At 58.3% G+C, this 24,605-nt stretch carries 21 protein-coding genes; 7 read left to right on the forward strand and 14 right to left on the reverse strand.

The features are described 5' to 3' along the window. Positions 1 to 43 precede the first annotated feature (43 nt). Positions 44 to 1,327, reverse strand: a complete 1,284-nt coding sequence (locus C7H09_RS02305) for an MFS transporter (RefSeq protein WP_106761022.1) — start codon at positions 1,325 to 1,327, stop codon at positions 44 to 46. Positions 1,328 to 1,570: 243 nt separating this feature from the next. On the opposite strand from C7H09_RS02305, the gene C7H09_RS02310 reads away from it, so the two are divergent. The 3 genes from C7H09_RS02310 (at position 1,571) to C7H09_RS02320 (ending at position 5,373) form a co-directional block, all read left to right on the forward strand. Further along, positions 1,571 to 2,473 carry a helix-turn-helix transcriptional regulator gene (locus C7H09_RS02310; RefSeq protein WP_106761023.1) on the forward strand — a complete coding sequence of 301 codons (903 nt, stop codon included), beginning with the start codon at positions 1,571 to 1,573 and terminating at the stop codon, positions 2,471 to 2,473. 9 nt (positions 2,474 to 2,482) lie between these two features. Then, a complete protein-coding gene (locus C7H09_RS02315; protein WP_338064011.1) occupies positions 2,483 to 4,231 on the forward strand; it encodes an ExeM/NucH family extracellular endonuclease in 1,749 nt (582 codons plus the stop codon). A 98-nt stretch (positions 4,232 to 4,329) separates the two neighbouring features. Further along, positions 4,330 to 5,373 carry an AraC family transcriptional regulator gene (locus C7H09_RS02320; RefSeq protein WP_106761024.1) on the forward strand — a complete coding sequence of 348 codons (1,044 nt, stop codon included), beginning with the start codon at positions 4,330 to 4,332 and terminating at the stop codon, positions 5,371 to 5,373. Between the two features lie 34 nt (positions 5,374 to 5,407). Here the strand turns inward: C7H09_RS02320 and queE are convergent, their stop codons facing one another. Both queE and queC read right to left on the reverse strand, forming a co-directional pair. Further along, entirely contained in the window at positions 5,408 to 6,064 is a 657-nt protein-coding gene (gene queE, locus C7H09_RS02325; RefSeq protein ID WP_106761025.1) for a 7-carboxy-7-deazaguanine synthase, read from the reverse strand. Continuing rightward, on the reverse strand, positions 6,064 to 6,729 hold the full coding sequence (queC, locus tag C7H09_RS02330; protein ID WP_106761026.1) for a 7-cyano-7-deazaguanine synthase QueC: 666 nt from the start codon (positions 6,727 to 6,729) through the stop codon (positions 6,064 to 6,066). Before queC ends, queE begins: the two co-directional genes overlap by 1 nt. 143 nt (positions 6,730 to 6,872) lie before the next feature. Between queC and C7H09_RS02335 the strand changes: the two genes are divergently transcribed. Beyond that, positions 6,873 to 7,385: a 3'-5' exonuclease gene (locus C7H09_RS02335; protein ID WP_106761027.1), complete on the forward strand. Its 513-nt coding sequence runs from the start codon at positions 6,873 to 6,875 to the stop codon at positions 7,383 to 7,385. Here C7H09_RS02335 and C7H09_RS02340 read toward each other — a convergent pair. Continuing rightward, positions 7,354 to 7,590 (reverse strand): hypothetical protein, encoded by a 237-nt coding sequence (locus C7H09_RS02340; protein ID WP_106761028.1) that lies wholly within the window; start codon positions 7,588 to 7,590, stop codon positions 7,354 to 7,356. The two genes, C7H09_RS02335 and C7H09_RS02340, sit on opposite strands and share 32 nt — an antisense overlap. A gap of 549 nt (positions 7,591 to 8,139) precedes the next feature. Here C7H09_RS02340 and C7H09_RS02345 point away from each other — a divergent pair. After that, positions 8,140 to 8,415 (forward strand): hypothetical protein, encoded by a 276-nt coding sequence (locus tag C7H09_RS02345; protein ID WP_106761029.1) that lies wholly within the window; start codon positions 8,140 to 8,142, stop codon positions 8,413 to 8,415. Between the two features lie 28 nt (positions 8,416 to 8,443). Here the strand turns inward: C7H09_RS02345 and C7H09_RS02350 are convergent, their stop codons facing one another. The 3 genes from C7H09_RS02350 to C7H09_RS02360 are packed head-to-tail and all read right to left on the reverse strand — an operon-like array spanning position 8,444 to position 12,999. Next, a complete protein-coding gene (locus C7H09_RS02350) occupies positions 8,444 to 8,857 on the reverse strand; it encodes a response regulator (protein WP_106761030.1) in 414 nt (137 codons plus the stop codon). 28 nt (positions 8,858 to 8,885) lie between these two features. Then, positions 8,886 to 9,431 carry a hypothetical protein gene (locus C7H09_RS02355; protein WP_106761031.1) on the reverse strand — a complete coding sequence of 182 codons (546 nt, stop codon included), beginning with the start codon at positions 9,429 to 9,431 and terminating at the stop codon, positions 8,886 to 8,888. Beyond that, the gene (locus tag C7H09_RS02360; RefSeq protein ID WP_106761183.1) at positions 9,418 to 12,999 is read right to left on the reverse strand and encodes a response regulator; all 3,582 of its coding nucleotides are present in this window, start codon (positions 12,997 to 12,999) and stop codon (positions 9,418 to 9,420) included. The genes C7H09_RS02355 and C7H09_RS02360 overlap by 14 nt, the downstream gene beginning before the upstream one ends. A gap of 85 nt (positions 13,000 to 13,084) precedes the next feature. Between C7H09_RS02360 and C7H09_RS02365 the strand changes: the two genes are divergently transcribed. Then, a complete protein-coding gene (locus C7H09_RS02365) occupies positions 13,085 to 14,086 on the forward strand; it encodes a hypothetical protein (RefSeq protein ID WP_106761032.1) in 1,002 nt (333 codons plus the stop codon). Between the two features lie 17 nt (positions 14,087 to 14,103). On the opposite strand, the gene C7H09_RS02370 is transcribed toward C7H09_RS02365, so the two are convergent. The 3 genes from C7H09_RS02370 to C7H09_RS02380 form a co-directional block, all read right to left on the reverse strand. Then, on the reverse strand, positions 14,104 to 14,331 hold the full coding sequence (locus tag C7H09_RS02370) for a hypothetical protein (RefSeq protein ID WP_106761033.1): 228 nt from the start codon (positions 14,329 to 14,331) through the stop codon (positions 14,104 to 14,106). Between the two features lie 125 nt (positions 14,332 to 14,456). Further along, complete coding sequence (locus C7H09_RS02375) at positions 14,457 to 15,743, reverse strand: serine hydrolase domain-containing protein (RefSeq protein WP_106761184.1); 1,287 nt, start codon at positions 15,741 to 15,743, stop codon at positions 14,457 to 14,459. Positions 15,744 to 15,796: 53 nt separating this feature from the next. Next, complete coding sequence (locus C7H09_RS02380) at positions 15,797 to 16,996, reverse strand: GGDEF domain-containing protein (protein WP_106761034.1); 1,200 nt, start codon at positions 16,994 to 16,996, stop codon at positions 15,797 to 15,799. Between the two features lie 232 nt (positions 16,997 to 17,228). Here C7H09_RS02380 and ybaK point away from each other — a divergent pair, with 232 nt between their 5' ends. Next, the gene (gene ybaK, locus C7H09_RS02385) at positions 17,229 to 17,699 is read left to right on the forward strand and encodes a Cys-tRNA(Pro) deacylase (protein ID WP_106761035.1); all 471 of its coding nucleotides are present in this window, start codon (positions 17,229 to 17,231) and stop codon (positions 17,697 to 17,699) included. A gap of 98 nt (positions 17,700 to 17,797) precedes the next feature. On the opposite strand, the gene C7H09_RS02390 is transcribed toward ybaK, so the two are convergent. The 4 genes from C7H09_RS02390 to C7H09_RS02405 form a co-directional block, all read right to left on the reverse strand. Further along, on the reverse strand, positions 17,798 to 20,041 hold the full coding sequence (locus C7H09_RS02390) for an NADP-dependent isocitrate dehydrogenase (protein ID WP_106761036.1): 2,244 nt from the start codon (positions 20,039 to 20,041) through the stop codon (positions 17,798 to 17,800). Between the two features lie 353 nt (positions 20,042 to 20,394). Then, on the reverse strand, positions 20,395 to 22,383 hold the full coding sequence (locus C7H09_RS02395; protein WP_106761037.1) for an acetoacetate--CoA ligase: 1,989 nt from the start codon (positions 22,381 to 22,383) through the stop codon (positions 20,395 to 20,397). Between the two features lie 15 nt (positions 22,384 to 22,398). Continuing rightward, a complete protein-coding gene (locus C7H09_RS02400; RefSeq protein ID WP_106761038.1) occupies positions 22,399 to 23,178 on the reverse strand; it encodes a 3-hydroxybutyrate dehydrogenase in 780 nt (259 codons plus the stop codon). Positions 23,179 to 23,234: 56 nt separating this feature from the next. Then, complete coding sequence (locus C7H09_RS02405) at positions 23,235 to 24,605, reverse strand: TRAP transporter large permease (RefSeq protein WP_106761039.1); 1,371 nt, start codon at positions 24,603 to 24,605, stop codon at positions 23,235 to 23,237.

Below are 24,605 nucleotides of genomic sequence, written 5' to 3' on the forward strand. Positions count from 1 at the left end.
GATGTGGAGTCTAAAATAAAATGGGGGAAAACCGAAAGGGTATTCAGTTTTTATGTTCCGCCTCGGCCTGCATTTGTTCCACTTCCGGTGATTCGTGAAAATCCTCGTTTCGCGGATCCATCTCGGTGAGTACCACGGAGGTTTCAGGCATTGCCGCTACGAAGTGCTCCTGATCGCCCACCGGCACATCATCGGTATGCACGATACGGTAGCTGGTAATCACCGCCAGTATCAGCAGAAATCCCGCATTACCATAGAACAGGCCAGACGGCCCCAGCAGATTGATCAGCTCTGCCATCACAACTGGGCCAATCACACTGCCAATACCGTAGCTCAGCAGCAGTGTCGCACTGGCCGCAACAATTCGATTGCTGTCCATACGGTCGTTGGTGATCGCCACAGCAATGGGGTAAACGGTGGCCGACAAACCGGTAAAGAGCCCCACCAGCAAGGTCAGCAGAGCAACATCTGCGGCACCGATAGTGGCCACACCACCGGCAGCGGCAGCCGCCGCGATAGCCACCCAGAACATCACCCGCCGGCGATCAAAACGGTCGCACAGCATGCCGAGGGGCCAGGCCAGAATCATCGCGGCGATAATGGCACTCGCCATAAATGTAGATGTACGGGCAACATCCAGCCCCACCAGCGTGGCGTAAACGGGGCCAAGAGCGTAAAAGCCACCGATCAGCACGCCACAGATTACTGCGCCTGCCACACCAGAGAAGGATTCGCGGCCAAGTTTGAACACAGACATCCGGCTAACCTCGGAAATCTCCGGAGCCTCCATGCGGGTCAGGGACAAAGGTATCAGCGCCAGGGTCAGCAGGATGGCCGCGAGGGAAAAGGGCAGAAAATTGGCCGGATCTCCAACGTTGACAATCAACTGCCCGCTGGCAGCCGACAGATAGAAAACGATCTGGTACACCGCGAACAGGGCACCGCGGTTGGCGTTGGTTGCCCGGCTGGAGAACCAGCTTTCAATCACCACCAGCACACCTGCCATGCTGAAACCGGACAACACACGCAGCAGAGCCCAGAAACCCATGGAGATGGCCATGGGATACAGCAAGGCCACGACGGCCGCCATGGCCGCAAAAACCGCAAAAGCACGAATATGACCAACACGGCTGATCACTTTCTGCACCTGGAGCGTACCCACTACAAAACCTACGGAGTAGCACACCAATACCCAGCCAATGGTGTCGGGCGATACCTGTTCAAGGCTTAACCGTATGCCCAGCAATGTCATCAGGAAGGCGTTGCCGCTGACCAGAAAAACGATGCTGAGAATGAGTGCCGAAAGAGATGCCACCATTCGGGTCATGAACGATTCCGCCTGCAGGGATACACGGGGTATACTGTGAAAAAGATAGCAAGATCAAAAGTTGTTGCTAACCTTATTTAATCAGTCCTGCAGAATTCTCGCCATTAGGGATTTGCCGAGGGTTCCCGGTATCGCTGTCCATTGTTTTGACAGAATTTTACATTAATGGCCCGTAACAGACCCTCGGGGAATGAGCGGGTAACATATTTACCATGCAATCTACTGGACCGTGAGTGCCTGGTTATGAAGAAAACAGAATGGCCCATTCGATGGGATCTGCTGCTGCGCTATCGCCTGATTGAGATCATTGCGCTCTGGGAAGGTCGCCTGACCACAAATCACCTTTGTCATAGCTTCGGCATTGGCCGGCAGCAGGCCTCGAAGGACATCAATACCTATCTGCGTGAACTGGCTCCCGGCAACCTGGTTTACGACCGACACCTGAAAGGCTATGTACCGTCATCCGACTTCAAGCCCGTTGTCACCCGTGGCACTGCCAGTGAATATCAGGACGTTCTGGCCAGGCAGCAAAGCCTCAGCAGCACCTTCGCTGATCTCGCTCTGGGTTTGCCCGGCAGCGTCGTTTCGTCCTGTCCGTCACTGAGTATCGAGCCGGAAGTGATGAGAGCGGTGGTGCACGCCACCCGCTATCAAAAACAGATGCGCGCAAGCTATGTCTCTTTGAGCCGTCCGGAAGCCGTGGAATCCACTCTGGAGCCCCACACCCTGGTCTGCGTTGGCAACAGCTGGCATTTGCGGGCCTGGTGTAACGCCAACCGGGAGTTCCGGGACTTTGCACTCAGCCGCTTCCAGGGCAAGACCGAAGCCCTTCGCCAGAAGGCCAAACACGATGCCCGCGAAGACGCTGACTGGCAACGCCTGGTCACTCTGGATATCACGCCCGACCAGCGCCTGACTCCCGCCCAACAAGACATCATCGCCCGTGACTATGGCATGACCCGCGGCGTTCTGCAGGTGGAAACCAGAGCCGCCCTGGCACCCTATGTGCTGTCCCAGCTCGGCATTACCTTCGAGAACAGTCATCCGGATCCGCTGGTGCAACAGCTGGAGCTGGCCAACCCGGATCAGCTGGGGTTTGGCAGCAAACGGGAACAGGCACTGAAAGCCGTTGCCGGCTTGTCCTGACCGGCGCCAGTGTACCTGATTCCGGCAAGAGCCCGGGCAATAGCATTGCCGGGGCTGCTGGCAGTCATTTCCGCATCAGGGCTGGCCCGGGCAGACGCCTGCGGCGATGCCGCCATGCCAATTCATCAGGTTCAGGGGCAGCGGGAACAATCGCCGTTGGCTGGCAAGACGGTCACCGTCGAAGGAGTCATGACCCTCGATACCCGTTACCGCGGTGGTTTTGGCGGCTTTTACCTGCAGCAGTCCGATGCCACAGCCGACGACAACCCGGCCACCTCCGAAGGGTTGTTTATCTATACCCGGAACAACCAGGGCAAGGTGGGTGAGCAGGTTAGGGTGACCGGCCAGATCAAGGAGTTTCACGGCCTGACCGAGATGGTCAGGGTAAACTCCCTGAAAACCTGCGGCACGGCCCCGCTACCTGCCCCAGTGCCGCTGACTCTGCCCTGGCACGCTAATCCGGAGCGTTTCGAGAATATGCGGGTAGCTTTCAGCCAGCCATTAACCATCATTGACAACTATCTGCTCGGGCGCTTTGGCGAAATCACGCTGGCGGTCACGGACCCCGTAATCGCAACGGAATACGCAGCCCCGGGTTCCCATAACCCTGCCGGTGCTGTCGAATACGATACGATCACCCTAGATGACGGCCATAGCTCCCGGAACCCCACAGCAATTGCATGGCTATCAACGCTGTCCGAAGCACGGGCAGGAAACCAGGTGCAAGATCTGACAGGCGTTCTGGACTACCGTTTCGGGCAATGGCGATTGCAACCCGAGCAGGCCCCGGGCTTTATTATCCGCAACCCACGGCCGCCCGCCCCTGAAAAAGGGCCAGGCAATCTGCGGATTATGAGCTTGAACCTGCAAAACTACTTCAATGGCAACGGCCAAGGTGATGGTTTTCCCACCCCCAGGGGTGCCGACAGCCTGACTGCGTTCAACGCCCAAACTCAAAGGCTGGTGCGTGCCGTGCAGATGGCTGCGCCCGATGTACTGGCGGTTACCGAGCTGGAAAACGATGGTTACGACGAGGACAGCGCTGCGGCGGAGCTGGCACGCGCACTGGGCGCTTCCTGGCGCCTGGTCAAAACACCCGGAATGGATGGTAGCGATGCCATTCGCAATGTCTTGCTGTATCGGAAAGATACCGTCTCACCCGCCCGGCCAGCTGACCGGCCAGCTCCAGGCGGATTCACTTACAGCGGGCGACCGCCGCTGGCGCAGGACTTCCTGGTCAATGGTCGCGGCAAGCCCTTGCGGGTAGTGGTTACCCACTTCAAATCCCGCTCCTGCCGCAACGCCAGTGCCAAAAACCGGGATCAGCACGATGGCCAGGGCTGCTTCAATGGCCGCCGTATCGCCAGCGCGCAGGCCATGATGACCTGGCTCTCACAGGTTGCCGCCAAGGCGGGATCTGCGCCTACGCTGATTACCGGGGATTTCAACAGCTATTCCCGGGAGCAGCCAATCGCCCACATCGAAAGTGGCGGCTATACCAATCTGCTGCCGCACTTCCATCCCTGTACACCGGCACAGTGCAGCCACTATAGCTACCGCTACCGCGGCCGGCGAGGCAACCTTGACCACGCACTGGCCAGCTCGTCTCTGCTGCCAAACATTACCCGGGCGGTCAGCTGGAATATCAACGCCGATGAACCCCCGATGACGGGCTACCGGCAAAGCCCGATGCAACAGGGCCCCTGGCGGGCATCGGATCATAACCCGATAATCGTAGACATCAACACCGGCCTCTGATTTGCTGCAATGCCGCCGGGCTCCGGCATTCCGGCAATAGCCAGATGACCGGCCAGCACTAGACTGATAACAGAAATTTTTCCCACCGGGAGACTGTTATGGGAACCTCCGCCACCAACGCGCGGGATCCGGGGATACCAGCCATTTACCTGCACACACTGGCCCGGCTCCTGGGCGAGATGGGGCTTGACGCAACCGCATTATTGCTCGCGGTGGGGCTGGATCCGAATCGGTTGAATGCCACTGAACGACGGGTTTGCCGATCCCAGGCCAATGAATTCATCACCCGGGCCATGGTTGAGAGCGGAGAGCCAGGCCTTGGTGTTCTGCTGGCCCGGGAGCTGAGGCTGCCACTGCACGGCGTTTTGGGTAGCGCGGCCATGAGCAGCCAGACTCTGGAAGAGGCATTTGAACTGGTTACCCGCTACCTGGGCTTGCGGGTTCCCGGGCTGGACATACGAAAACAGTACACTGGTGGCTACGTCCATTATCGGGTTACCTGCGACTATGCGTCAGAGCCGCTACAGCGGTTTATTATGGACACCCTGCTATTTGGCTGGGCGCTCATAAGCACGCAACTTGCCGGTGCACCCGTGCAAGGTATGCGCATTCTCAGAAGGGGGCCTGAACCCGGCTATCTGAAACGCCTGATACCGCCCCCGGGGATCGCCATAACCTACCAGGCCAGCGGGGATGCTCTGGTGGTGCCCGCCAGTCAGCTCGGCCGACAGATCCGGTTCAGCAACCCTGAACTGGCCGTCACTTCCCGGGCGCAGTGCGAATCCGCCTGGCGCCAACTGAATCGGGGCAGCGGGTTCTCGCTGCAGGTAAAGCAGATCATCGATAGCAGCCATCCGTTCCCCGCCAGACTGACCCGGGTCGCAGGGATTCTGTTCGTATCGGAGCGGACACTAAAGCGCCGTTTGCACGAAGAACACGCCAGTTTTCAGGCACTGGTGGATGAAGTGCGCCTGGAAAGATCCTGGGAACTGCTTGACGACTCCCGAATAAAACTGAGCCAGGTGGCAAGCCGGCTGGGGTACGCTGATGCGGCAAACTTTACCCGGGCGTTCAAGCGCTGGACCGGAGTCAGCCCGAGCGAATTCCGCTCCGGAAAGTCACCCTGGGAGCCTGCGCGGTAGAAGGTCGCAGACTCCCGGCAGGCCCTGGCCAGAATCAGTCAATACCCAGAATTTTGTGCATCTGCAGGGTCAGCCGCCACTGAGGATGGGCCAGGCAGTAATCCGTCGCTTTGCGGGTGTTGCTCTGTTTAATGGCATCGGGCTCGTGATCGGGCACAGCAGGAGACGCCATGGGTGACAGAAAATAATGCTTTGCCCGAACCGATAAGAATCGCTCAGGTGGGGCCAACGGTTGCGGGTAAACCAGCTTAAGCTCATCGCAATCCGTGATCACAACAGGCGCGTCCGCCTTTGGGCTGACGCACAACCAGTCAATCCCTTCGGGGGCTGGCAGGGTGCCGTTGGTTTCTACACCGACCTCGAAACCGACCTCATGAAGCGCCTGAATCAGCGGTTCATCCAGCTGCAACAACGGCTCACCACCGGTACAGACCACGTAGGGTGCGCCGGGGGCATCAGGCCACAGGGCGAGAATGTGAGCCGCCAGTGCCTGCGGGCTGTCAAAGCACCCGCCATTCTGGCCATCCGTACCAACAAAGTCCGTATCGCAGAAGTTGCACACCGCCGAGGCCCGATCTTTTTCCCGGCCGTTCCACAGATTGCACTTGCTGAACCGGCAGAACACAGCAGCCCGCCCGGCCTGGGCACCTTCACCCTGCAAGGTATAGAACGCTTCCTTCACCCGGTACATCAGGCCAGCTCCTCATAGGCCAGAGGGTCAGCCAGACCATTGCTGGCAAAAGCTTCCAGCCGCTCGACACAGGAGCCGCAACGTCCACAGGCTTTGTCGCGCCCGTTATAGCAGGTCCAGGTACGGCCGTAATCCAACCCCAGGGCCAGCCCCTCTGCCAGAATCTGCCCTTTGTCCATAGCAATCAGGGGAGCATCGATCGTGACCGGCTCATAATTGGCAATTCTGCAAACCGCATCCATTTTTTCCACAAACTCAGGCCGGCAATCGGGATAAATGGCATGATCACCGCCATGGGCCCCATACCAGACCGCACCCGCCCCGACAGTCACCGCATACCCGGTCGCCAGCGACAGCAGAATCATATTGCGGTTGGGAACCACCGTTGCCTTCATAGACTCCTCTTCGTAGTCCCCCTCCGGTACCGCCACCTCGGACGTCAGGGCAGAGCCGGACATTACATCACTCATGGCACGGATATCGATCACCTTGTGGGGAATTCCCTCCGCCTTGCAGACAGCCCGTGCAACCTCAAGCTCACGGACATGGCGCTGGCCATAGTTAAAGGAAAGAGCATGAACGTCCAGGCCACGTGCTCGCGCCATATGCAGCAATGTGAACGAGTCCATGCCGCCGGAATAAATTACGACAACGGTATCAGTCATGGGTTAATCCAGTGTTCAGAAGATAGGAGCCGGAATAGCTTCGCGCATTGGCCCATTGTACCAGTGCAATACCGACTTGCGTTCGCGTCTGTAACGGATCGGCGGTAAACTCGGGCACAAACACCAACAACCAACGCAATGAAATGATCCCAGAGCAGACTCCGGCCTTTATCGACTTCGAAGCATCCAGCCTGGATCTGATCAACAGCTATCCGATCGAGGTAGGCGTCTGCATGCCAGACGGGAAGTTGCACAACTGGCTGATCCGGCCGGATGATCACTGGCACGACTGGTCAGACAGCGCCGAGGCCATACACGGCATTAGCAGGCTACGGTTGGCTAAAGAAGGGCGGCCGGTGGCAGAGGTAGCCAGACAACTCAATCAGCTGTTATCCGGGCAGGTATTTTGCGATGCCTGGACCTTCGACAGTTTCTGGTTGCATCGACTGTTCAGGGCGGCCGGGGAGCCCGCAGCCTTCCAGCTTGAATCCGTCACGGTGTTACTGCAACCGGGCCAGGTTGAGTGCTGGCCCGGTATTCGTGAGCAGGTGATTGCAGAGCTTGGGCTTCCTGTTCACCGGGCGGCAAACGATGCGCTGATTCTGCAAAAAACCTGGCAGCGAGTTATTTGCCGGGGCGAAGCCGCAGAGCAATAACTTCCAGGCCGTCACGGGCCGTGTGCAGCGTCCAGTAGGTGGCCAGCGCCATCAAGCCTGCGCCAAGCACAGTAAAGGACAGGTTTTCTCCGACAGTCTGCCCCTGGGCAAAAACCAGGTACACGGCGACTGCGATAACCAGTGCAATTTCAACGAAAAAATCAGAGCGGAACTTGTTGCGGGCAGGTCCGGGGTCTTCGGGCATTTTCTTAGGTTTCAACCTCTGAGAGTCAGTTAAGCCAACGTGGTGAATCAACAACACCATTGTCGGCCAGGCGGGCTCAAAAAGCTGTAAGGACTAGTGGCTACGGGGTTTCCGAGACGAAAAAAAACGCAGCCAACCGGCTGCGTAGAAAGGAGAGATCCATCAGATGCCTGTCAGAAGACATCGAGGATTGCACAACGTAAAAACACGTGACAGGGAACATTATGGCCAAGGACGTAGAACCGGTCTGTACGGGTTTGCCGAATCGACGGAGCTATTGCAAAGCAAAAGTTTACCGATACACTGATGCATGAACCGAATCCATTTAGCCGTCAGGATCAGAATGCGTTTATCAGACACCCAATACTCAGCCGCCATTCGCCCAGTTGGGCAGCATGTGCGTGCCATGGTGAAAGAAGACATCTAACGGCTTTCGGTCAGTCCCGGGAGCCTTTGCAGCGACCGGGACAGCCTCTCCGCCAGACCCCGGTTGCCTGTCAAGGTGCCGGGGTTTTGTTTTTGCATTTGCAAAACGACAAGGAGAACATCATGAGAAGACATCCGACACAGCGCGCCGCCAACCAGCCTATGGGCAACCGCCAGCCCCAGCAGATCAAGCGCCCGGAAAAGCTGCCCCTGCTGGATGCCATTTGCAAGAAACTGAACCAGCGCGTAAATCTGGACGACGAGCAACGTGTACTCGGCGTTTATGAGCGCGGCTGGATTTTCAAGGGTGTTCTGAGCAACCTTGACGGTGCAGAAGCGCGTTACGTACGCGCCCTTGCAACCCGTTACAATTCCTGGATTGCAAGGCAAGTGGCGTAGCACTTGCCTGAAACCCGGGCTGAATCCGTCAATGAGTAGGATTCGGCCCGGCCGATCCCGCCGTTACCCCGCCATGCACCATGGCAAAATTATTGACCACATCATTGATCTTTTCCTGGGAGTAAGGCTTTACCACGTAGCCATTGGCGCCCACATTGATGGCACGCTGGATACTGTCAATGGAATCATCCGCCGTCACTAGTACTATGTGCTGATCATCTCTTATCTGCTTGAACTGCATCATCAGTTCGTGCCCGTCGCCATCCGGCAAACCGAGGTCAAGCAGGATGATGTGAAACTCGCTGACATCAAAAGCTGCCCGCGCCGACGCAGCGTCGATACACTCGGTGATCTCAGTGGCTCCGGCTTTACCCAGCATATTCACCAGGCGTGCGCGCATAACCGGTTCATCCTCCACCACCATTACCCTGAGGTCTGTCATCTGTTCCCTCCTGCTTTATAGATTCAGCTCAGTAACCGTCACTTCCTGTTCGCCGGGGCAAGTCCAGAGGTGCGGGCCGAGGTTGTTGTCGACCGGCACCGGTAGTGTGCCCGTTTTCGGCACCGGTTACCGCCAGATTCTGTGCTGAGTGCCCCAGAATATTGGCAATGCTGACCGCTGTTGTATACAGGGAAATGGCAACGATCAGCAGCACCGGCTGAACAAAGGCCACAAACCCGGGCGCCTTGGCGCCGCCACTCAGGCTCAGTATCAGGATGATCGCCGGCCCAAGCACCAGAAACAGGGTCAGCGCGATAAAAAAGACAATCCGCTCTTTATAGCGGCCAAGGTCACGGTGAATCACCAACCCGAGCACAAACTTGCCGATTGCCAACCCCGCCAGTATCGCCGCCGCTATACTCAGATCCGGCCGCAGCAGGGTCTGGTAGAGATTGCCGTCCCACATTCTCTGGATCGCAATCACAAGAAAGGGGAAAAGCACAAACAGGATGTCCGCATAGGTGCCGTACATCATACTTAATGCATTGTGTTCCTGATGATCATTGTTGTTCATTGGTTTTTCCCTGTGGTGCCGCCTGTATGGACTGATCGTCATCGATTGCCCGGTCAATAATACTGTGCAGACGTTCCAGCTCTCTGCTGATGGTTGCGTCAGGCTCGCCGGTATTGCGAAGACAACGCTCCAGAACCGCAGCCTGTTCGGTCATGGCCGGATACCCCATGGCACCTGCTGTGCCCTTGATCTGGTGGCACTCGGCCAGCAAACTGGCCAGATCCTGCTGTTGCCATGCCCGGTTCATCAGCCTCCGGCGCTCGCCCAACCCTTCCAGAAAGCTGGTCACCAGAGCATCAATGTTGTCGTCCTCCGGCTCCGGCTCTGCGGATGACAGCGGCAAGTAGCGCAACAACAATGTATCCAGGTGGCTGCTGTCGATGGGTTTGTTCAATACAGCCTCGCAACCTGCCGCCATCAGCTCCTCAGTCTCCTGCTGGTCACCTGCGGTAAAGGCAACAATGGGCCGCCGAAAACCCGCCTGGCGCAGCAACCGGGTGGCTGCCACGCCATCCATCCGCGGCATATGCCGATCCATCAGAACCAGATGAATGCTGTCGGATAGCGCCCGACGCACCGCCTCCTCTCCATCAACCACCAGCACGGGCTCCACACCGGTACGCCGCAACATGCGCTCCACCAACCGGCGATTGTCGTCGTTGTCCTCCGCCACCAGAACCGAACCCTGATGGCGGCCTGTACGGTCAGCACCGGTGGAAAGGTAGCGGGAAAGCACCGCATAAAACCGTTCCCTGTCGATGGGTTTGGCCAGGTGATCGTTACAGCCTACAAGCCGGTATTCGGCAATATCCTCCGTCATGACGTTGGCCGTCAGCGCAATGATGGGCGTATTTACGCCCGCCTCCCTCAAGGCACGGGTCGCATCCCGGCCATTCATGACCGGCATCTGAATATCCATCAGGATCAGATCGAACGCTTCCCGACTGGCCCGCTCCAGCGCCTCTGCGCCGTTGGCAACATGCACCAGGCCCGCGCCCGTTTTGCCCACCAGAAGTGAAACCAGACGGCGGTTCAGGTCATTGTCTTCGGCACACAGTATGCGGCCCCGTAGCCGGGGTGCAGGCACTACTGGCAGCGAATTTGACCGCCGACAAAATTCCGAAGCATCCCGCAGGAAATGCACCCCCTCCAGACTCCCGGTACCGATAGTCACCTCGAACTCGCTGCCCTCACCGTAGGTGCTGGTTGCCCGGATATCACCGCCCAGCAACTCCGCCAGGCGCCGGGAAATGCTGAGCCCCAGCCCGGTACCTCCGTATTGCCGGGCAATGGCATTGCTGCCCTGGGCAAAGGGGTCGAACAGGCGTTGTTGCTGCTCGGGCTTCATACCGATACCGGTATCCACCACCCGGGTATACAGCGTTTCACGCTCCGAATCACAACGCACCACCAGCGATATGGTGCCCTGTTCGGTGAACTTCAACGCATTTCCGCAGAGGTTGATAATGATTTGCCGGTAGCGGGTGGGATCGGTCTGAATGCGTTCCGGCAGCGGGTAGTCACAAATGATCTCGAATTCCAGACCCTTTTCCCTGGCCCTCGGCGCGAAGAACGCCCGGATCTCATCCAGCAACTCCGGTAAGTTGACCTGCACCACATCCACATCGAGCTTGTTCGCATCGATTTTCGAATGATCGAGAATATCGTTGACCAGTTCCAGTAGATGTCGCCCGCTGCGCACCACTGTCTCGGCACTGCTGCGTTTTTCCGCTTCACTCAGATCCGGCTCCAGAAGGGTTTCGCCATAACCGATGATGGCGGCCAGAGGGGTACGGATTTCATGGCTCATATTGGCCAGAAACTGGCTTTTGGCCCGCGCCGAATTGCGCGCCAGTTCCTTTTCCAGACGCTCCTGTTCCCGTTCGCGCTCAACCTGCAGGCGCTGGTGACTCTCGGTTGAATCAATGCAGGTGCCCTCCAGATGTGTAGGCTCACCTTCGGCGTCGTATGCCGTGTGCAGTGAAATAATGGCCCAGCGCTCGTTTCCCTGGCGGCTGAGGTAGCGCGCCTCAAAGCCTTTGATTGTGCCTTTTGTTTCCAGCTGGGTAATCACCGAGCGCCGGAGTTGGTGGTCAGCAATACAAGTCTCCAGGACATCCGGATCTTCATTTAGTAACTGCTGGCTGTTGTCGAACCCCAGAAGCTCTGCCATGGCAGGGTTGGCTGTCAGGAACCGGCGGTCGGGCGACATCTGGAACACGCCCTCAACGGCATTGTCGAACAGTGACTGATAGCGGCTCAGGTTGGCCAGCGCCTTCTGGTTCCAGGCCAGCGCCTCGCCCTGCACCTGCTTGATCCGATCTGCCAGGGAAAACGAGAACAGGATAATCTGGGCAGTCAGGCCGATCTGCGGGGAATAGCTGGTGAAGGTGTTCAATGGCAGATAGCCCATCACCGTCAAGGCATAGATTCCGAAACCAGTGAGTGCCAGGGTCCAGGCGAAAAAGTAGGAACGGGCTGCAGGATTGTAGTAGCGCCAGGACAGGTAACTGACCACTATCAGAATCACGCTCAAAAGCATGGAGCCCATGACCACCCATTCCATGGCGACGGCGTAGGGCATGAACAATGACAACACAAAGGTGGCCACTACTGAGAACAGGCACAGCCGCAAGGTCTGATCCAGATCCGGTGACCGCTGCCGGGTTTCCAGCAGCGAACGGGCCATCAACAAACCAAAAAACCAGGTCAGCACAATCTGGTAGTGCAGGTAAGCCTTGTTCAGTATCGCGGGCCGGGAGTCCAGCAACTGCACACCATGCACCTGTTCTGTTCCGATGAAGACCGCTGCGCACACCAGATAGAGCACGTAGTAAATATTACTGCGCTCGCGTACCGACACCGCCACAAACAGGTTGTACGCCAGAATCGCCAGAATGGCGCCAAGCAGCATGCCCCGCACCAACTCATCGATGGACACTTTTTCGATGTAGGTGTCCGGATGCCAGAGCGTAACCGGAAGGCGAAAAGTGTTGGTATTGGTAATGCGTAAATAAACCGTGGTTACGGAATCCGGCGGCAGGCTCAGGCGAAAGGTCGGATTGGGCACCGACAGATCCCGCCGCTCCCAACTTTCCTGGTAGCCGGTCTGGCGCTGCTCTATCAGCTGCCCGTCGCGTACCAGATACAGCCGAACGTCGTCCACCAGCGGCAGGGCCAGCTCCAGCACCCAATCAGACCGGGCATCCAGGCGGCGGGTACTCAGATTGAAGCGGGTCCAGTAGGCCGAGTCGGTGTAACCGAAATTCAGCACGCCGCCATCATGGCGGATCATTTTTTCCGGGCCTGCACGCAGATCGTCAAGCACGAGCGACTGCTCCGGATCTTCCCGGTACCACAAACAACCGCCCAGTTCCGGCACACTGGCGGTGCTCCGATCCAGAATAATGTCACCGCCCCGACAATCGGTGTTGGCGTGAACCAGACCCGGCACCAACAAAACAACCAGTACCAGAATCCGAACCAGCAACCGGGTGCCGGTTAACCATTGCTGCAAAATGTGACCCCCGCGCGGGTAGCTGAATGCTTTATCGTTTATTGTCAGCATCGTGCCCTGGCTGGCGCACAGACAGGCCAGGAGTCTGGTCACTTTAGCCGTTCGTTATCCGTTTCGCACCAGGGGGTCGCCTGAAATGAGACATGCCCGCGTTTTTGCTGTTGCCACCTTATCCGCACTGGTTGCGGCTGGCTGCCAGATGGAAAGCAGCAGCGGTTCGTCCACTCTGAACCCGGCAACCGATGTTAACGTCACTTTCTCCAGCTTCGAGCTGAACCAGCAACCGGAAACCTTTCTCTTCACCGATCTGATCCTGGCCATCGAACCAAACGCCAATGCGCCGGAGGCCAGCGAAGCCCGCCAGCAGGCAGCGGCGATACGGGCAGAAATCGCGCGCTTTGCTGGCCTCTCGTACAACCAGGAGTCGCCGCCTCGAATCTCCTCGGTGCGCAACCCACTCGACCTGATACACCGGGTAATCGGTGCCAATGAAATCCAGAATTTTACCGAAGCCCGCCAGTATATGGTGCAGCGGATACAGGCAGGCGAAGCAGGCGAGTACAACAACCGGACCAACCAGGTGTCCATCCGGTTTACCGACCTCAAGGCGTTTGAAGAAGGCAAGGCTTTGCAGGACTACGAATGGAAATACCCGATTGCCAAGTGGGTGTACACGCCGGACTCTTCCAACCGGGTTACCCGGGTGCTCACCTGGGTTGCCTCCGGCAGCTTCGCTGACAACACCACCCGGCCCAGCGCAACCCTGGCCACCCAGTTTGCCCCCGAAAGCTTCCGCGCATCCGGTTACAATGAACTGGGCCAGCTCTACACCGAGGGCACTCTGGTGATCGAAGGCGAAAGGGAAATGTCATTCGCCAGGCAATACGAAGGCCTGAACTCTGACACTCTGATTATTGACGGCACCAAGCTGGGCACGGCAAACGATACCGCTGGCGGGCCGGTGTTCGAGTTCAACAACCAGGCCGTCGACTGCCTGAAAATAGAAATGGACTACAGTGCGCCAGAGTTGCGGATATTCCGCTCCCTGGACGAGCCACCCACAAGCCCAGACTATTGCTCAAAAAAAGCAGCACCCGATACCCGCTACGCCACCCGGGTAACCGGTCTGCGCAAGTGATCGCAGCGGCCAGGCGTTTACATATCCCAGTTTTGCAAAAATCCCTTTTTGCGGCCGATCATTCGTTGATACGTGGAAATCATGATCGCCGCGTGGGGCGCCCCGGTCAGGCGCAGCGCTTCAATACGCTGTTCCAGGCGAGCGACTTCGTCACAGATCTGTTGCTGAACATGGCTGCGTACACTCTCGTGTTCGTCCAGCTTTACTGAACGACTTGAGCCGATTGCGGTTTTTGAATTTTCCATGAAACACCTCATCCAATGAGCGAGGAAAACATCCCTGATATCAATGGCCAAGTTTGCCGGACTGTCCGATCGGGCGCAATTGCCATGAACAAGCTTTCACTGTTTTTAACATCCGCCTGGCGTGTTCACGCGGCAGCCCAGCCCCACTGGCCCTTCGGCAACAATGGAAACTGTTCACCTACGGTATAGACGAAACGGGCCAGTGCTGGCAAGTGATGGCCGACAATCGGGAAGCCGGTGTTCAGCAGGCTTACCGAAATTCCCCGGGCAGGGTCGGCCCAGCAAAGTTTGTTGATCAGCCCCACATGCCCGAATGCGTGACGGCTACGCTGACCCCAGAGCCCCACCGGGTTTCCACCCAGCATCATGCCCGCACTGAAGCGCACAGGCAGTAACATCGTCCGATCCAGCTGCAACGAACCAAACTGCTGGATCGCCCGGCGCACCGTTACCTCGCTGCAGATGCGCTTGCCATTCCACAGGCCACCATTGAGCATCATCTGGAAAAACCGGCCCATTTCTTCCGCCGTGCCACAGAGGTTGCCCGCCGGAATAACCGCCTCCTGAAACCGGGGATCGTTTGTTACCCGAGCCACCGTGTTGATATCGCCACCAAGTGCCCGGTTTATGATCCAGGACACCGGAAATCTGGGGGTCGGGCCAGTAGCATAATTACAGGCCAGTTCGGACAACTGATCGGTCTCCACACCGAAGGTAAACCATTTCATACCCATGGGTTTGCGCAGATAGCGATCAAGATAGGCCTCGATGGAATCTCCTGTGACTTTTTCCAGCACCCGCTGCAGCACGAAGCCACCGGTGATGGCGTGGTAGGCCACTTTTCCTCCATCCACCGCTACCGGTCGAGCGGCACAGAGCAGGCGCCAGACTTCATTCCGGTTCCAGAGCACATCGATCGGCGTGTCCCGAGGAATGGCCGGGATCCCGCCCCGGTGAGACAGAATCTGGTGGACGGTGATGGTGCGTTTGCCGTTATGACCGAATTCCGGGCAGTAATAGGACACCGGATCCATCAGATTAACCAACCCCTGCTCCGACAGCAGGTGCATCAGCAACGCAGTAACCGCCTTCGACGCCGAGAAATAGCACACAGGCGTGTCGGTCGTCATCGGCACACGGGCAACCTGCGCCTCATCCTCCGGCCCGTTACCCCTGGCATGGCCAATGGCGCGGTGCAATACCTGCTCACCACGGTAGCGCAGCGACAATTGCATACCCGGATGCACACCGGTTTTGTAAAGCGCCTGCGCGCTGTGCCAGACGGTATCCGTTACCTGCGGGTTCAGCCCAACCCGCTCCGGGTGTTCATTATCCGTGTCCCGACAGCTTATAGCTTCAAGATCGGAGGGCACCCTGCAGGTATGCAGCACACGTCTGGTCAATGAATGCATGGTATGGCCAATCTCCCCGGAAACGCTTTTCAACATCTGCCATTATGACCAGCTCAACTGGCCTGCGCCATAACCGCACAGTTACGCCCTTGTTTTTTGGCCCGATACATCGCCTTGTCGGCAGCCGCGCAAAGTTCCTCCTGTGTCTGGCCATGATCCGGAAAAGCGGCAACACCGATACTGATGGTCAGAGAGACGGTTTCACCGCCCGGCAGTGTCACAACCTGGCGGCCAACCTGTTCCCGCAACCGCTCGGCAACCTCCCGGGCCTCTTCCGCGCCCATCTCCGGAAGAATCACGATGAACTCCTCACCACCAAAACGGCCAACCGTATCGACGCTGCGCACACTGTCCCGCAGCAGGTCACTCACCGCACACAACACCTGATCACCGGCGGCATGACCCCAGGTATCATTGATGCGTTTGAAATGATCAATATCCGCCCAGAGCAATGCCAGTGGGCGACGGTACCGGCTGGCCCGTGCCTGCTCCTCTGCCAGAACACGGGCGCTCTCTCGCCGGTTCAACAGGCCTGTGAGCGAATCCCGGGTGGCGAGAACTTCCAGTTCCTGTTCCAGGGCCTTGCGGTCGGATATATCCAGAATGATGCCTTCCACAAACCGCACACCGCTTTCGTCCTCCACGCTGCAGCCGCGCTCCCACACCCAGATACGCTCGCCGTCCTTGCGGGTGAGTGCATACTCCACGGAAAACGCACCATCCCTGTCAACCGCCTTCTCTACTGCCAGCGCAATCTCCGGCTGGCTGGCCTCATCGATCAGTGAAGCGAAACTCACAGACCGGTTGTTAACCAGTTCGTCAGATTGATAGCCGGTCAGATCGGCGCAGCCTGCCGAGACAAACGACATGGTCCAGTGTTCATCGGGGTGGCATCGATACGCCATCCCAGGCAGGTTATTCATCAGGACGGTAAGCTGGCGTTCGCGAAAGCGCAGGGCGCGGCGCTGTTCATATTGAAGTGATAGTAGCGCCCGGTCATGATTGAGCTGGCGATAGATAACATAAAATAACACCAGCCCGGTAACCAGGAAGAACAGAACGCCTTTCCAGGTTTGTAACAGTACGAGCAACTCGACATTGGCAACCAGAGAGCCAATCAGCCTGTCTGACAGCACAATCCAGACAACACCGGTCAGCACATAAACCAGAGTAACCCATCCCGCTCGGCGCATCGGGCTGTGATTGTCTCTGAGTTGTCGTAACTGCCAATCTTCCGGTGAACCGGGCTCCATGGATTTATCTCTGACCCATACTCGTCTCTAAAGAATGTTAGCCAGTCAACATTCCCACGTCGAGAAATTTGCAGCAACGATTGCTGGCAGACCAGCAACTCGCGCAAAGCCAGCGGGTTCATCTGCTATGAACCCCAGATCAAAAAGCGCCTGGCCGGTGCTGTCGCAGGGGTGAATCTGGCAGCGACACATGGTTTAATTCCGTGTCTGCCGAAGCACCACAGGAAACTCCATGACCCCTGCCATCAAGGCCGCCCAGAAGGCGAAGATTCGCTACACCCTTCATGAGTACGACCATGATCCCGCCGCCGAAAGCTACGGCGAAGAAGCGGTGGAAAAAACCGGGGCGGCACCGGGGCAGGTGTTCAAAACCCTGGTCGTTAGCCTGGACGGCAAGGAGCTGGCGGTAGGCATTGTGCCGGTGAGTGCCATGCTGGGCCTGAAACAGATTGCCCGGGCGGCGGGTGCCAAGAAAGCGGCCATGGCCGACAAGCAACTGGTGCAACGCACCACCGGCTATGTGCTGGGTGGGGTCAGCCCGCTGGGGCAGAAAAAACAACTGAAAACCTTTATCGATCAGAGTGCCGAGGCTTTCAAAACCGTTTTCGTGAGCGCTGGCAGGCGGGGCCTGGAAATCGAGCTGGCCCCGGCCGATCTGGCCCGACTGACCGGCGCCCAGATGGTTCCCCTGCAACAGGACTGAGCAACCCGCAGAACAGCGGCCACAAAAAACCCGATGAACCGGCGGCCCATCGGGTTTTCAGGGATCACACCGGGCCAGGGCCCGGCTGACTCACCGTATTACTGAACCGATGCCTGAGCGTCCGCCAGGATCTTGTTCAGGGTTTCGCTTGGCTGCATCACCGCGCACACCTTTTCCATCGGCGCGTGGTAGTAACCGCCGATATCCGCTTCGTGGCCCTGAACCACAGTCATTTCTTCCAGGATCTTGTCCTTGTTCTCTTCCAGCTGTGCAGACAGCTTGGTAAAGAAGGTCTGCAGCTCCTGGTCATCAGACTGCTTGGACAGCTCCTCTGCCCAGTAACGGGCCAGATGGAAGTGGGAACCCCGGTTATCCAGCTCGCCGGTCACACGGGACGGCGACTGGTTGTTCTCCAGTAGACGCTCGGTGGCCTTGTCCAGGGTCTGACCCAGCATGCGTGCGCGCTGATTGTTCTGCTTCTCACCCAGCTCATCCAGAGACACCGCCGTGGCCAGGAACTCACCCAGAGAATCCCAACGCAGGTGGTTTTCCTGAATCAGCTGCTGTACGTGCTTGGGTGCGGAACCGCCAGCACCGGTCTCGTACAGACCACCGCCGTTCAGCAGCGGCACGATCGACAGCATCTTGGCGCTGGTGCCCAGCTCCAGAATCGGGAACAGGTCGGTCAGGTAGTCACGCAATACGTTGCCGGTGACGGAAATGGTGTCCAGGCCACGAATCAGGCGCTCCATGGTCCAGCGAATGGCGCGCACCGGGCTCTTGATCTGAATATCCAGACCCTCGGTATCCAGCTCGGCCAGGTACTTCTCGACCTTCTTGATCAGCTGGGCGTCGTGGGCACGCTCGTCGTCCAGCCAGAACAGTGCCGGCATGCCGCTGGAACGTGAGCGGTTTACCGCCAGCTTGACCCAGTCGCGAATCGGCAGATCCTTGGTCTGGCAGGCTCGCCAGATGTCGCCTTCCTCAACCTTGTGCTCGGTCAGCACGGTGCCGTCTTCCGCCACAACCCGCACGATACCGTCTTCCTTCATTTCGAAGGTCTTGTCGTGAGAGCCGTATTCTTCGGCTTTCTGCGCCATCAGACCAACGTTGGGTACGGTACCCATGGTGGTGGGATCGAACGCGCCGTGGGTCTTACAGAAGTTGATCACTTCCTGGTAGATGGTGGCGTAGGTGGACTCGGGCATCACTGCCTTGGTGTCCTTGAGCTTGCCATCACGAGCCCACATCTTGCCGGAGTTACGAATCATCGCGGGCATAGAGGCGTCGACGATGATGTCACTGGGCACGTGCAGGTTGGTGATGCCCTTCACGGAATCAACCATGGCGATTTCCGGACGGTGCTCGTAACAGGCGTGCAGATCTTCCTGAATCTGCTCCTGCTTGGATTCCGGCAACAGCTTGACCTTCTCGATCACCGACGACAGGCCGTTGTTCGGGTTAACGCCGATTTCCTTGAACAGGTCACCGTACTTTTCGAACAGCTCTTTGTAGAAAACCTTCACCGCGTGACCAAACACGATCGGGTGGGAGATTTTCATCATGGTGGCTTTCACGTGCAGTGAGAACATCACGCCGGTCTTTTCGCAATCTTCGATCGCGTCTTCGAAAAACTTCACCAGTGCATTCTTGCTCATGAACATGCCGTCCAGCACTTCACCTTCCTGCAACGGCAGGTCGGCCTTCAGAACGGTCTGCTCGCCTTTCTTGTTCTCGAACACGATGCGGGCATTGGTCGCCTTGTCGAGGGTGACCGACTGCTCGCTGGAATAAAAATCACCGCCGCGCATGTGCGCCACGTGCGTCCGGGAGGCCGGGCTCCACTCACCCATGCTGTGGGGGAATTTGCGGGCAAACGCCTTCACCGCGGCCGGGGCACGACGGTCGGAGTTGCCTTCACGCAATACCGGGTTAACCGCACTGCCCAGCACCTTGGAGTAGCGGGCGTGGATTTCTTTCTCTTCGTCGGTTTCCGGGTGTTCCTTGAACTCGGGCACTTTGTAGCCCTGATCGTTCAGCTCCTTGATAGCGGCCCGAAGCTGCGGGATGGACGCAGAAATGTTCGGCAGCTTGATGATGTTGGCGTCCGGATCTTTGGTGTACTCACCCAATTCCGCCAGAGCGTCCGGAACCCGCTGATTTTCCTCCAGGTGATCCGGGAAGTTCGCCAGGATACGCGCCGCGAGAGAGATGTCGCTGGTTTCGAAATCAATACCAGCCGGCTTGGCAAAGGTTTCCAGGATAGGAAGCAGTGACCGGGTGGCGAGGGCAGGTGCCTCGTCGGTCAATGTGTAGACAATCTTGGCTTTGGATGATGTCATTTTCGTCCTCAGGCTATTGGATGGGTTCAGGACGGCCACCGCAGGGTCTGGCGTCTTGTGAACGCTCGGCCGCGTCAGTGACTGATTCGGAACTTTTGATAGGCTTATTAAGATAGCATTTTTCAGGGAACATTGGTTACGATCTTAGTATAAGAACGTACGGATAATACCTGATCGTCGGTCAGAGGCTGTTGAAACGACGGGAATTTACGAAACTTTCTAACATCAATCAGATGGGTGAAATTGCAGCGCTGGCGCGGTGCGGGCAAGCCTGACCACCGCGATGTCGCTGATTCTGCAGAAATCCCGGCGTTGCGCCGCCGGGGGTTATCCACAGATTTTGTTAACAATCATCAAGCCGGAAGCAGGCCTTCCTCCTGCAAACGCCGGCGAATCTGATCCAGCGCTTCCGGGTTGCCGAGGGCATCCCGGTTGTCGGCTTTTTTCGAGCCGTTGATCAGCCGGGCCACCGCCAGCTCCACTTTCTTGCCGCTGCGGGTGTAGGGAATGTCCGGCACCTGGACAATGTGCCGGGGCACATGGCGGGGGCTGGCACCTTCGCGGATGCGGGTTTTCAGGGTTTTCGCCAGTTCAGAATTAACCTCCTGGCCCTCGGCCGGAACCACCAGCAGCACCACTTCCACATCGCCGTCGATCTGGCGGCCCACCACCAGGCTGTCTTTGACCTGTTCGATGGTCTCCACCTGGCGGTAGATTTCGGCGGTTCCGATGCGAACGCCGCCCGGGTTCAGGGTGGCGTCTGAACGGCCATAGATGATGGCGCCGCCATGCTCGGTAAACTCGATAAAGTCACCGTGGGCCCAGACGCCAGGGAAGGTATCGAAGTAGGCTTCGCGATAGCGCTCGCCGTCCGGATCCTGCCAGAAACTGACCGGCATCGACGGCAGTGGCTGACGACAGACCAGCTCGCCCCGGCCGTCGGACACCGGTGTGCCGTCATCGTCGTAGGCCACGGCATCCACCCCCAGCAGGCGGCACTGGATTTCGCCACGGCGCACCGGTAGCAGCGGTGTGGCGCCGACAAAACAGCCACAGATATCGGTGCCGCCGGCAATGGAACCCAGCAACGCCTGGGGTGCACCGTCGGTGTACATCCAGTCGTAGTCTTCCGGCAACAGCGGTGAGCCGGTGGAAAAGACCACTCGCAGGTGGCTTTGATCGAGCGTCTGTGCAGGCTTGAGTTCGGCCTTGCGACAACCGGCGATAAACCGGGCACTGGTGCCGTAATGGGTTACCCGCTCCCCGGCGACCGTCTCCCAAAGGGCGTTCAAGCTGGGATAACCCGGCGAACCATCAACGGTGATTACGGCAGCGCCGGTCATCAATACCGACACCTGCCAGTTCCACATCATCCAGCCACAGGTGGTGAAGTAGAGGAACCGGTCATCAGGCCCGACATCGCCATGCAGCATCAGCTCTTTGGCGTGGTTCACCAGCAGGCCGCCGGTGCCGTGCACGATGCACTTGGGCTTGCCGGTGGTGCCGGAAGAAAACAGGATGTACACCGGGTGCTCCGGATCTACCGGCGTGAACGATGGCGCTTCGCCCGCGCCCGCAGCTAAAGCCTCGTCCCAGCCGGTAACCAGCGGGCCCGCCAGGTGGGGCTGGTCGGGCAGTTGCTGAACGCTAACCACGGTTTTCAGGGTTGGCAGCTTGCTCACCAGATCAGCGAACTCCTGCTGTCGCGCAAACACCTTGCCGCCATAGCCGTAGCCGTTCACCACAATCAGTGCAGCAGGCTCGATCTGGCCGAAGCGATCCAGGATGGCGCCAGCACCAAAATCCGGAGACGCGGAGCTCCAGATGGCGCCCAGACTGGTGGCCGCCAGCATACCGACAATGGCCTCGTAACCGTTGGTGACCACGCCCGCAACCCGGTCACCCTTGGCAACACCTTTGCTACGCAGGAAGGCTTCCAGGGCACCGGCATCGGCTTTCAACTGGGCATAGGTTTTACGCAGAACCGGGCGGGTTTCACAGTAGGCCACCACCGCTTCCCGGTCGCCATGATCACCGTCGGCCAGGCGCAACAGGTTGGCGGCAAAGTTCAGTTTCATACCCGGGAACCACTGGGCGCCTGGCATGGAACGATCGCCAAGCACCCGCTCAGCCGGGGTGTCGCACACCAGACCGCAATAGTCCCAGACCTTGCCCCAGAAAGTTTCCAGGTCATCGATAGACCACTGGTGCAGGGCGTGATAATCGGCAAAGGGCCCGAGGCCATCCTGTTCCAGCCAGCGCCTGAACTGGCCCATGCGGGATTGGGCCAGGGTGTTTCCGGTCGGGGTCCAGACAACCGGTGATGGTTCTGCGTTACTCATGTTCTCTCCAGATATTTACAGCATATGCCAACCGTGACTCACCACGATCGACTGGCCAGTCAGTGCAGCAGACGGGAAAGCAGCCAGATGCACCGCCACTTCGGAAACGTCTTCCTGGGTAGTGAACTGCCCGTCTACGGTATTTTTGAGCATGATCTTGCTGATCACCTCTTGTTCAGAGATACCCAGCTCTTTGGCCTGTTCGGGTATCTGCTTGTCCACCAGCGGTGTGCGCACGAATCCTGGGCAAATAATATTGCTGCGCACACCATGTTCCGCGCCCTCTTTGGCAACCGCCCGGCATAGCCCGAGCATGCCATGCTTGGCGGCCACGTAGGGTGACTTCAGCGGCGACGCCTCCAGAGAGTGTACGGAGCCCATGTACAGCATAGTACCCCCACCTTGGGCGTACATCTGGCGCAAGGCCGCCCGGGTAACCAGGAACGCGCCATCCAGATGCACGCTCATCACCTTGCTCCAGTCGGCAAAGGCCAGTTTGTGTACCGGGTCTATGTGCTGGATACCGGCATTCGCCAGGGCAATATCGAGGCGCCCCCACTGTCGCACAATGGCGTCAACACCCTGGTCAACCGCCTGCTCGTCGGTTACGTCCATGGCCAGTGCCATGGCGGTTCCGCCTGCCTGTTCAATGGCCGCCACAGTGTCGGCAGCCGTGTCGGCGGTGAGGTCGGCCACCGCTACCCGGGCACCTTCACGGGCGTAATGTTCAGCAATGGCGCGGCCAATCCCACGGCCAGCCCCGGTAATCAGGGCTACTTGGTTTTGAAGACGCATGGTCTCAGTCTCCTTGAGCTCAGCTCTTGTTATTGGAATTCAGTAACGGGGCCAGGTCAGCCCCCTCCGTACACCTCGTTAGGCAGCCAGGTCGCCAGGGGCTCGAACCAGAACACCAGGGCCAGGGCCAGCAACTGCAGGCCGATAAACGGCAGTACGCCCAGATAGATATGGCGGGTGGTAATACCCGGCGGGCACACCCCTTTGATGTAGAACAGCGAAAAGCCTACCGGTGGGGTCAGGAACGAGGTCTGCAGGCAGATCGCAAACATGATCGCAAACCACACTGGCTCCACGCCCATCTTGAACAGCACCGGCGCCACCAGCGGCAGGATGATCAGCGTGATCTCCACCCAGTCCAGGAAGAAGCCCAACAGGAAGGTAATGAACAGCACCGTCAACAGCACTCCGGTGGTGCCGAACGGCAACCCGGTGATGGCACTTTCGATCACCTCATCGCCGCCCAGGCCACGCAATACCGAGGCAAACACCGTGGCACCGATGAAGATGCCGAAGATGAACGCCGAGGTGCGGCTGGTCTGATACAGCGACTCCTTCAGCGTCTTCATATCCAGGCGCTTGCTGACAAACGCCATCAGCATGGCGCCACCGGCACCCACCGCCGAGGCTTCCGTGGTGGTGGCAATACCGAAAAAGATGGAGCCCAGAACCGCAATAATCAGGGCCATCGGCGGCAAAACCGCTTTCAATACGTCCAGCCAGGCACGGGCATCCAGGGGCTCGCGATTTTTCGGGGCAGGCGCCAGGTCTTTTTTGATGAAGGAGGCAATGATGATGTACAGAATGTACATGGTGCCGAGCATTACGCCGGGAATCAGCGCGCCCATGAACAGCTTGCCTACCGACGCATCAGACGTACCCAAGCGATCAGCCATCAGCACCAGCATGATGCTGGGTGGCACCAGGATGCCCAGGGTGCCGACCGAGCAGGCCGTACCCACGGCCAGAGATTTGTTGTACTGGGCCTGCATCATCGGCCCCAGAGACAGCATACCCAGCAGCACCACCGAGGCGCCGACAATGCCGGTGGACGCCGCCAGCAGTACGCCGACAATCACCACGGTAATGGCGTAACCACCCCGCAGCGGTCCCAACACCCGCACCAGGCTGTGCATCAGTTTTTCCGCAATACCGGAACGGTCCAGCATGATGCCCATGAAGATAAACATGGGCAGGGCCACCATCAGTTCGTTGGCGACAATACCGTAGATCCGGGCATCCAGCACCCCCATGGTTCCCTGCCAGGTAAACCACAGCGATGAATCAAAATACTCCACCATGACGTGCCCGACAATCGCGAACACCAGGCCAATACCCGCCAGTGACCAGGCCACCGGGAATCCCAGCAGCAACAGCACCATGAAGCTGGCGAACATGGCGATAACAAGAATCGCTTCTACACCCAT

This window comes from Marinobacter fuscus, assembly GCF_003007675.1.
Classification (GTDB): Bacteria; Pseudomonadota; Gammaproteobacteria; order Pseudomonadales; family Oleiphilaceae; genus Marinobacter; species Marinobacter fuscus.

What these genes read in the sequence shown, in the direction of transcription:
- C7H09_RS02400 (WP_106761038.1), bottom strand. Translation starts at nt 23,178, where the DNA reads ATGCGTCTTCAAAACCAAGTAGCCCTGATTACCGGGGCTGGCCGTGGG.
- C7H09_RS02405 (WP_106761039.1), bottom strand. Translation starts at nt 24,605, where the DNA reads ATGGGTGTAGAAGCGATTCTTGTTATCGCCATGTTCGCCAGCTTCATG.
- C7H09_RS02375 (WP_106761184.1), bottom strand. Translation starts at nt 15,743, where the DNA reads ATGCATTCATTGACCAGACGTGTGCTGCATACCTGCAGGGTGCCCTCC.
- C7H09_RS02310 (WP_106761023.1), top strand. Translation starts at nt 1,571, where the DNA reads ATGAAGAAAACAGAATGGCCCATTCGATGGGATCTGCTGCTGCGCTAT.
- C7H09_RS02305 (WP_106761022.1), bottom strand. Translation starts at nt 1,327, where the DNA reads ATGACCCGAATGGTGGCATCTCTTTCGGCACTCATTCTCAGCATCGTT.
- C7H09_RS02320 (WP_106761024.1), top strand. Translation starts at nt 4,330, where the DNA reads ATGGGAACCTCCGCCACCAACGCGCGGGATCCGGGGATACCAGCCATT.
- C7H09_RS02345 (WP_106761029.1), top strand. Translation starts at nt 8,140, where the DNA reads ATGAGAAGACATCCGACACAGCGCGCCGCCAACCAGCCTATGGGCAAC.
- C7H09_RS02380 (WP_106761034.1), bottom strand. Translation starts at nt 16,996, where the DNA reads ATGGAGCCCGGTTCACCGGAAGATTGGCAGTTACGACAACTCAGAGAC.
- queE (WP_106761025.1), bottom strand. Translation starts at nt 6,064, where the DNA reads ATGTACCGGGTGAAGGAAGCGTTCTATACCTTGCAGGGTGAAGGTGCC.
- C7H09_RS02355 (WP_106761031.1), bottom strand. Translation starts at nt 9,431, where the DNA reads ATGAACAACAATGATCATCAGGAACACAATGCATTAAGTATGATGTAC.
- ybaK (WP_106761035.1), top strand. Translation starts at nt 17,229, where the DNA reads ATGACCCCTGCCATCAAGGCCGCCCAGAAGGCGAAGATTCGCTACACC.
- C7H09_RS02350 (WP_106761030.1), bottom strand. Translation starts at nt 8,857, where the DNA reads ATGACAGACCTCAGGGTAATGGTGGTGGAGGATGAACCGGTTATGCGC.
- C7H09_RS02335 (WP_106761027.1), top strand. Translation starts at nt 6,873, where the DNA reads ATGATCCCAGAGCAGACTCCGGCCTTTATCGACTTCGAAGCATCCAGC.
- C7H09_RS02340 (WP_106761028.1), bottom strand. Translation starts at nt 7,590, where the DNA reads ATGCCCGAAGACCCCGGACCTGCCCGCAACAAGTTCCGCTCTGATTTT.
- queC (WP_106761026.1), bottom strand. Translation starts at nt 6,729, where the DNA reads ATGACTGATACCGTTGTCGTAATTTATTCCGGCGGCATGGACTCGTTC.
- C7H09_RS02365 (WP_106761032.1), top strand. Translation starts at nt 13,085, where the DNA reads ATGAGACATGCCCGCGTTTTTGCTGTTGCCACCTTATCCGCACTGGTT.
- C7H09_RS02370 (WP_106761033.1), bottom strand. Translation starts at nt 14,331, where the DNA reads ATGGAAAATTCAAAAACCGCAATCGGCTCAAGTCGTTCAGTAAAGCTG.
- C7H09_RS02390 (WP_106761036.1), bottom strand. Translation starts at nt 20,041, where the DNA reads ATGACATCATCCAAAGCCAAGATTGTCTACACATTGACCGACGAGGCA.
- C7H09_RS02360 (WP_106761183.1), bottom strand. Translation starts at nt 12,999, where the DNA reads ATGCTGACAATAAACGATAAAGCATTCAGCTACCCGCGCGGGGGTCAC.
- C7H09_RS02395 (WP_106761037.1), bottom strand. Translation starts at nt 22,383, where the DNA reads ATGAGTAACGCAGAACCATCACCGGTTGTCTGGACCCCGACCGGAAAC.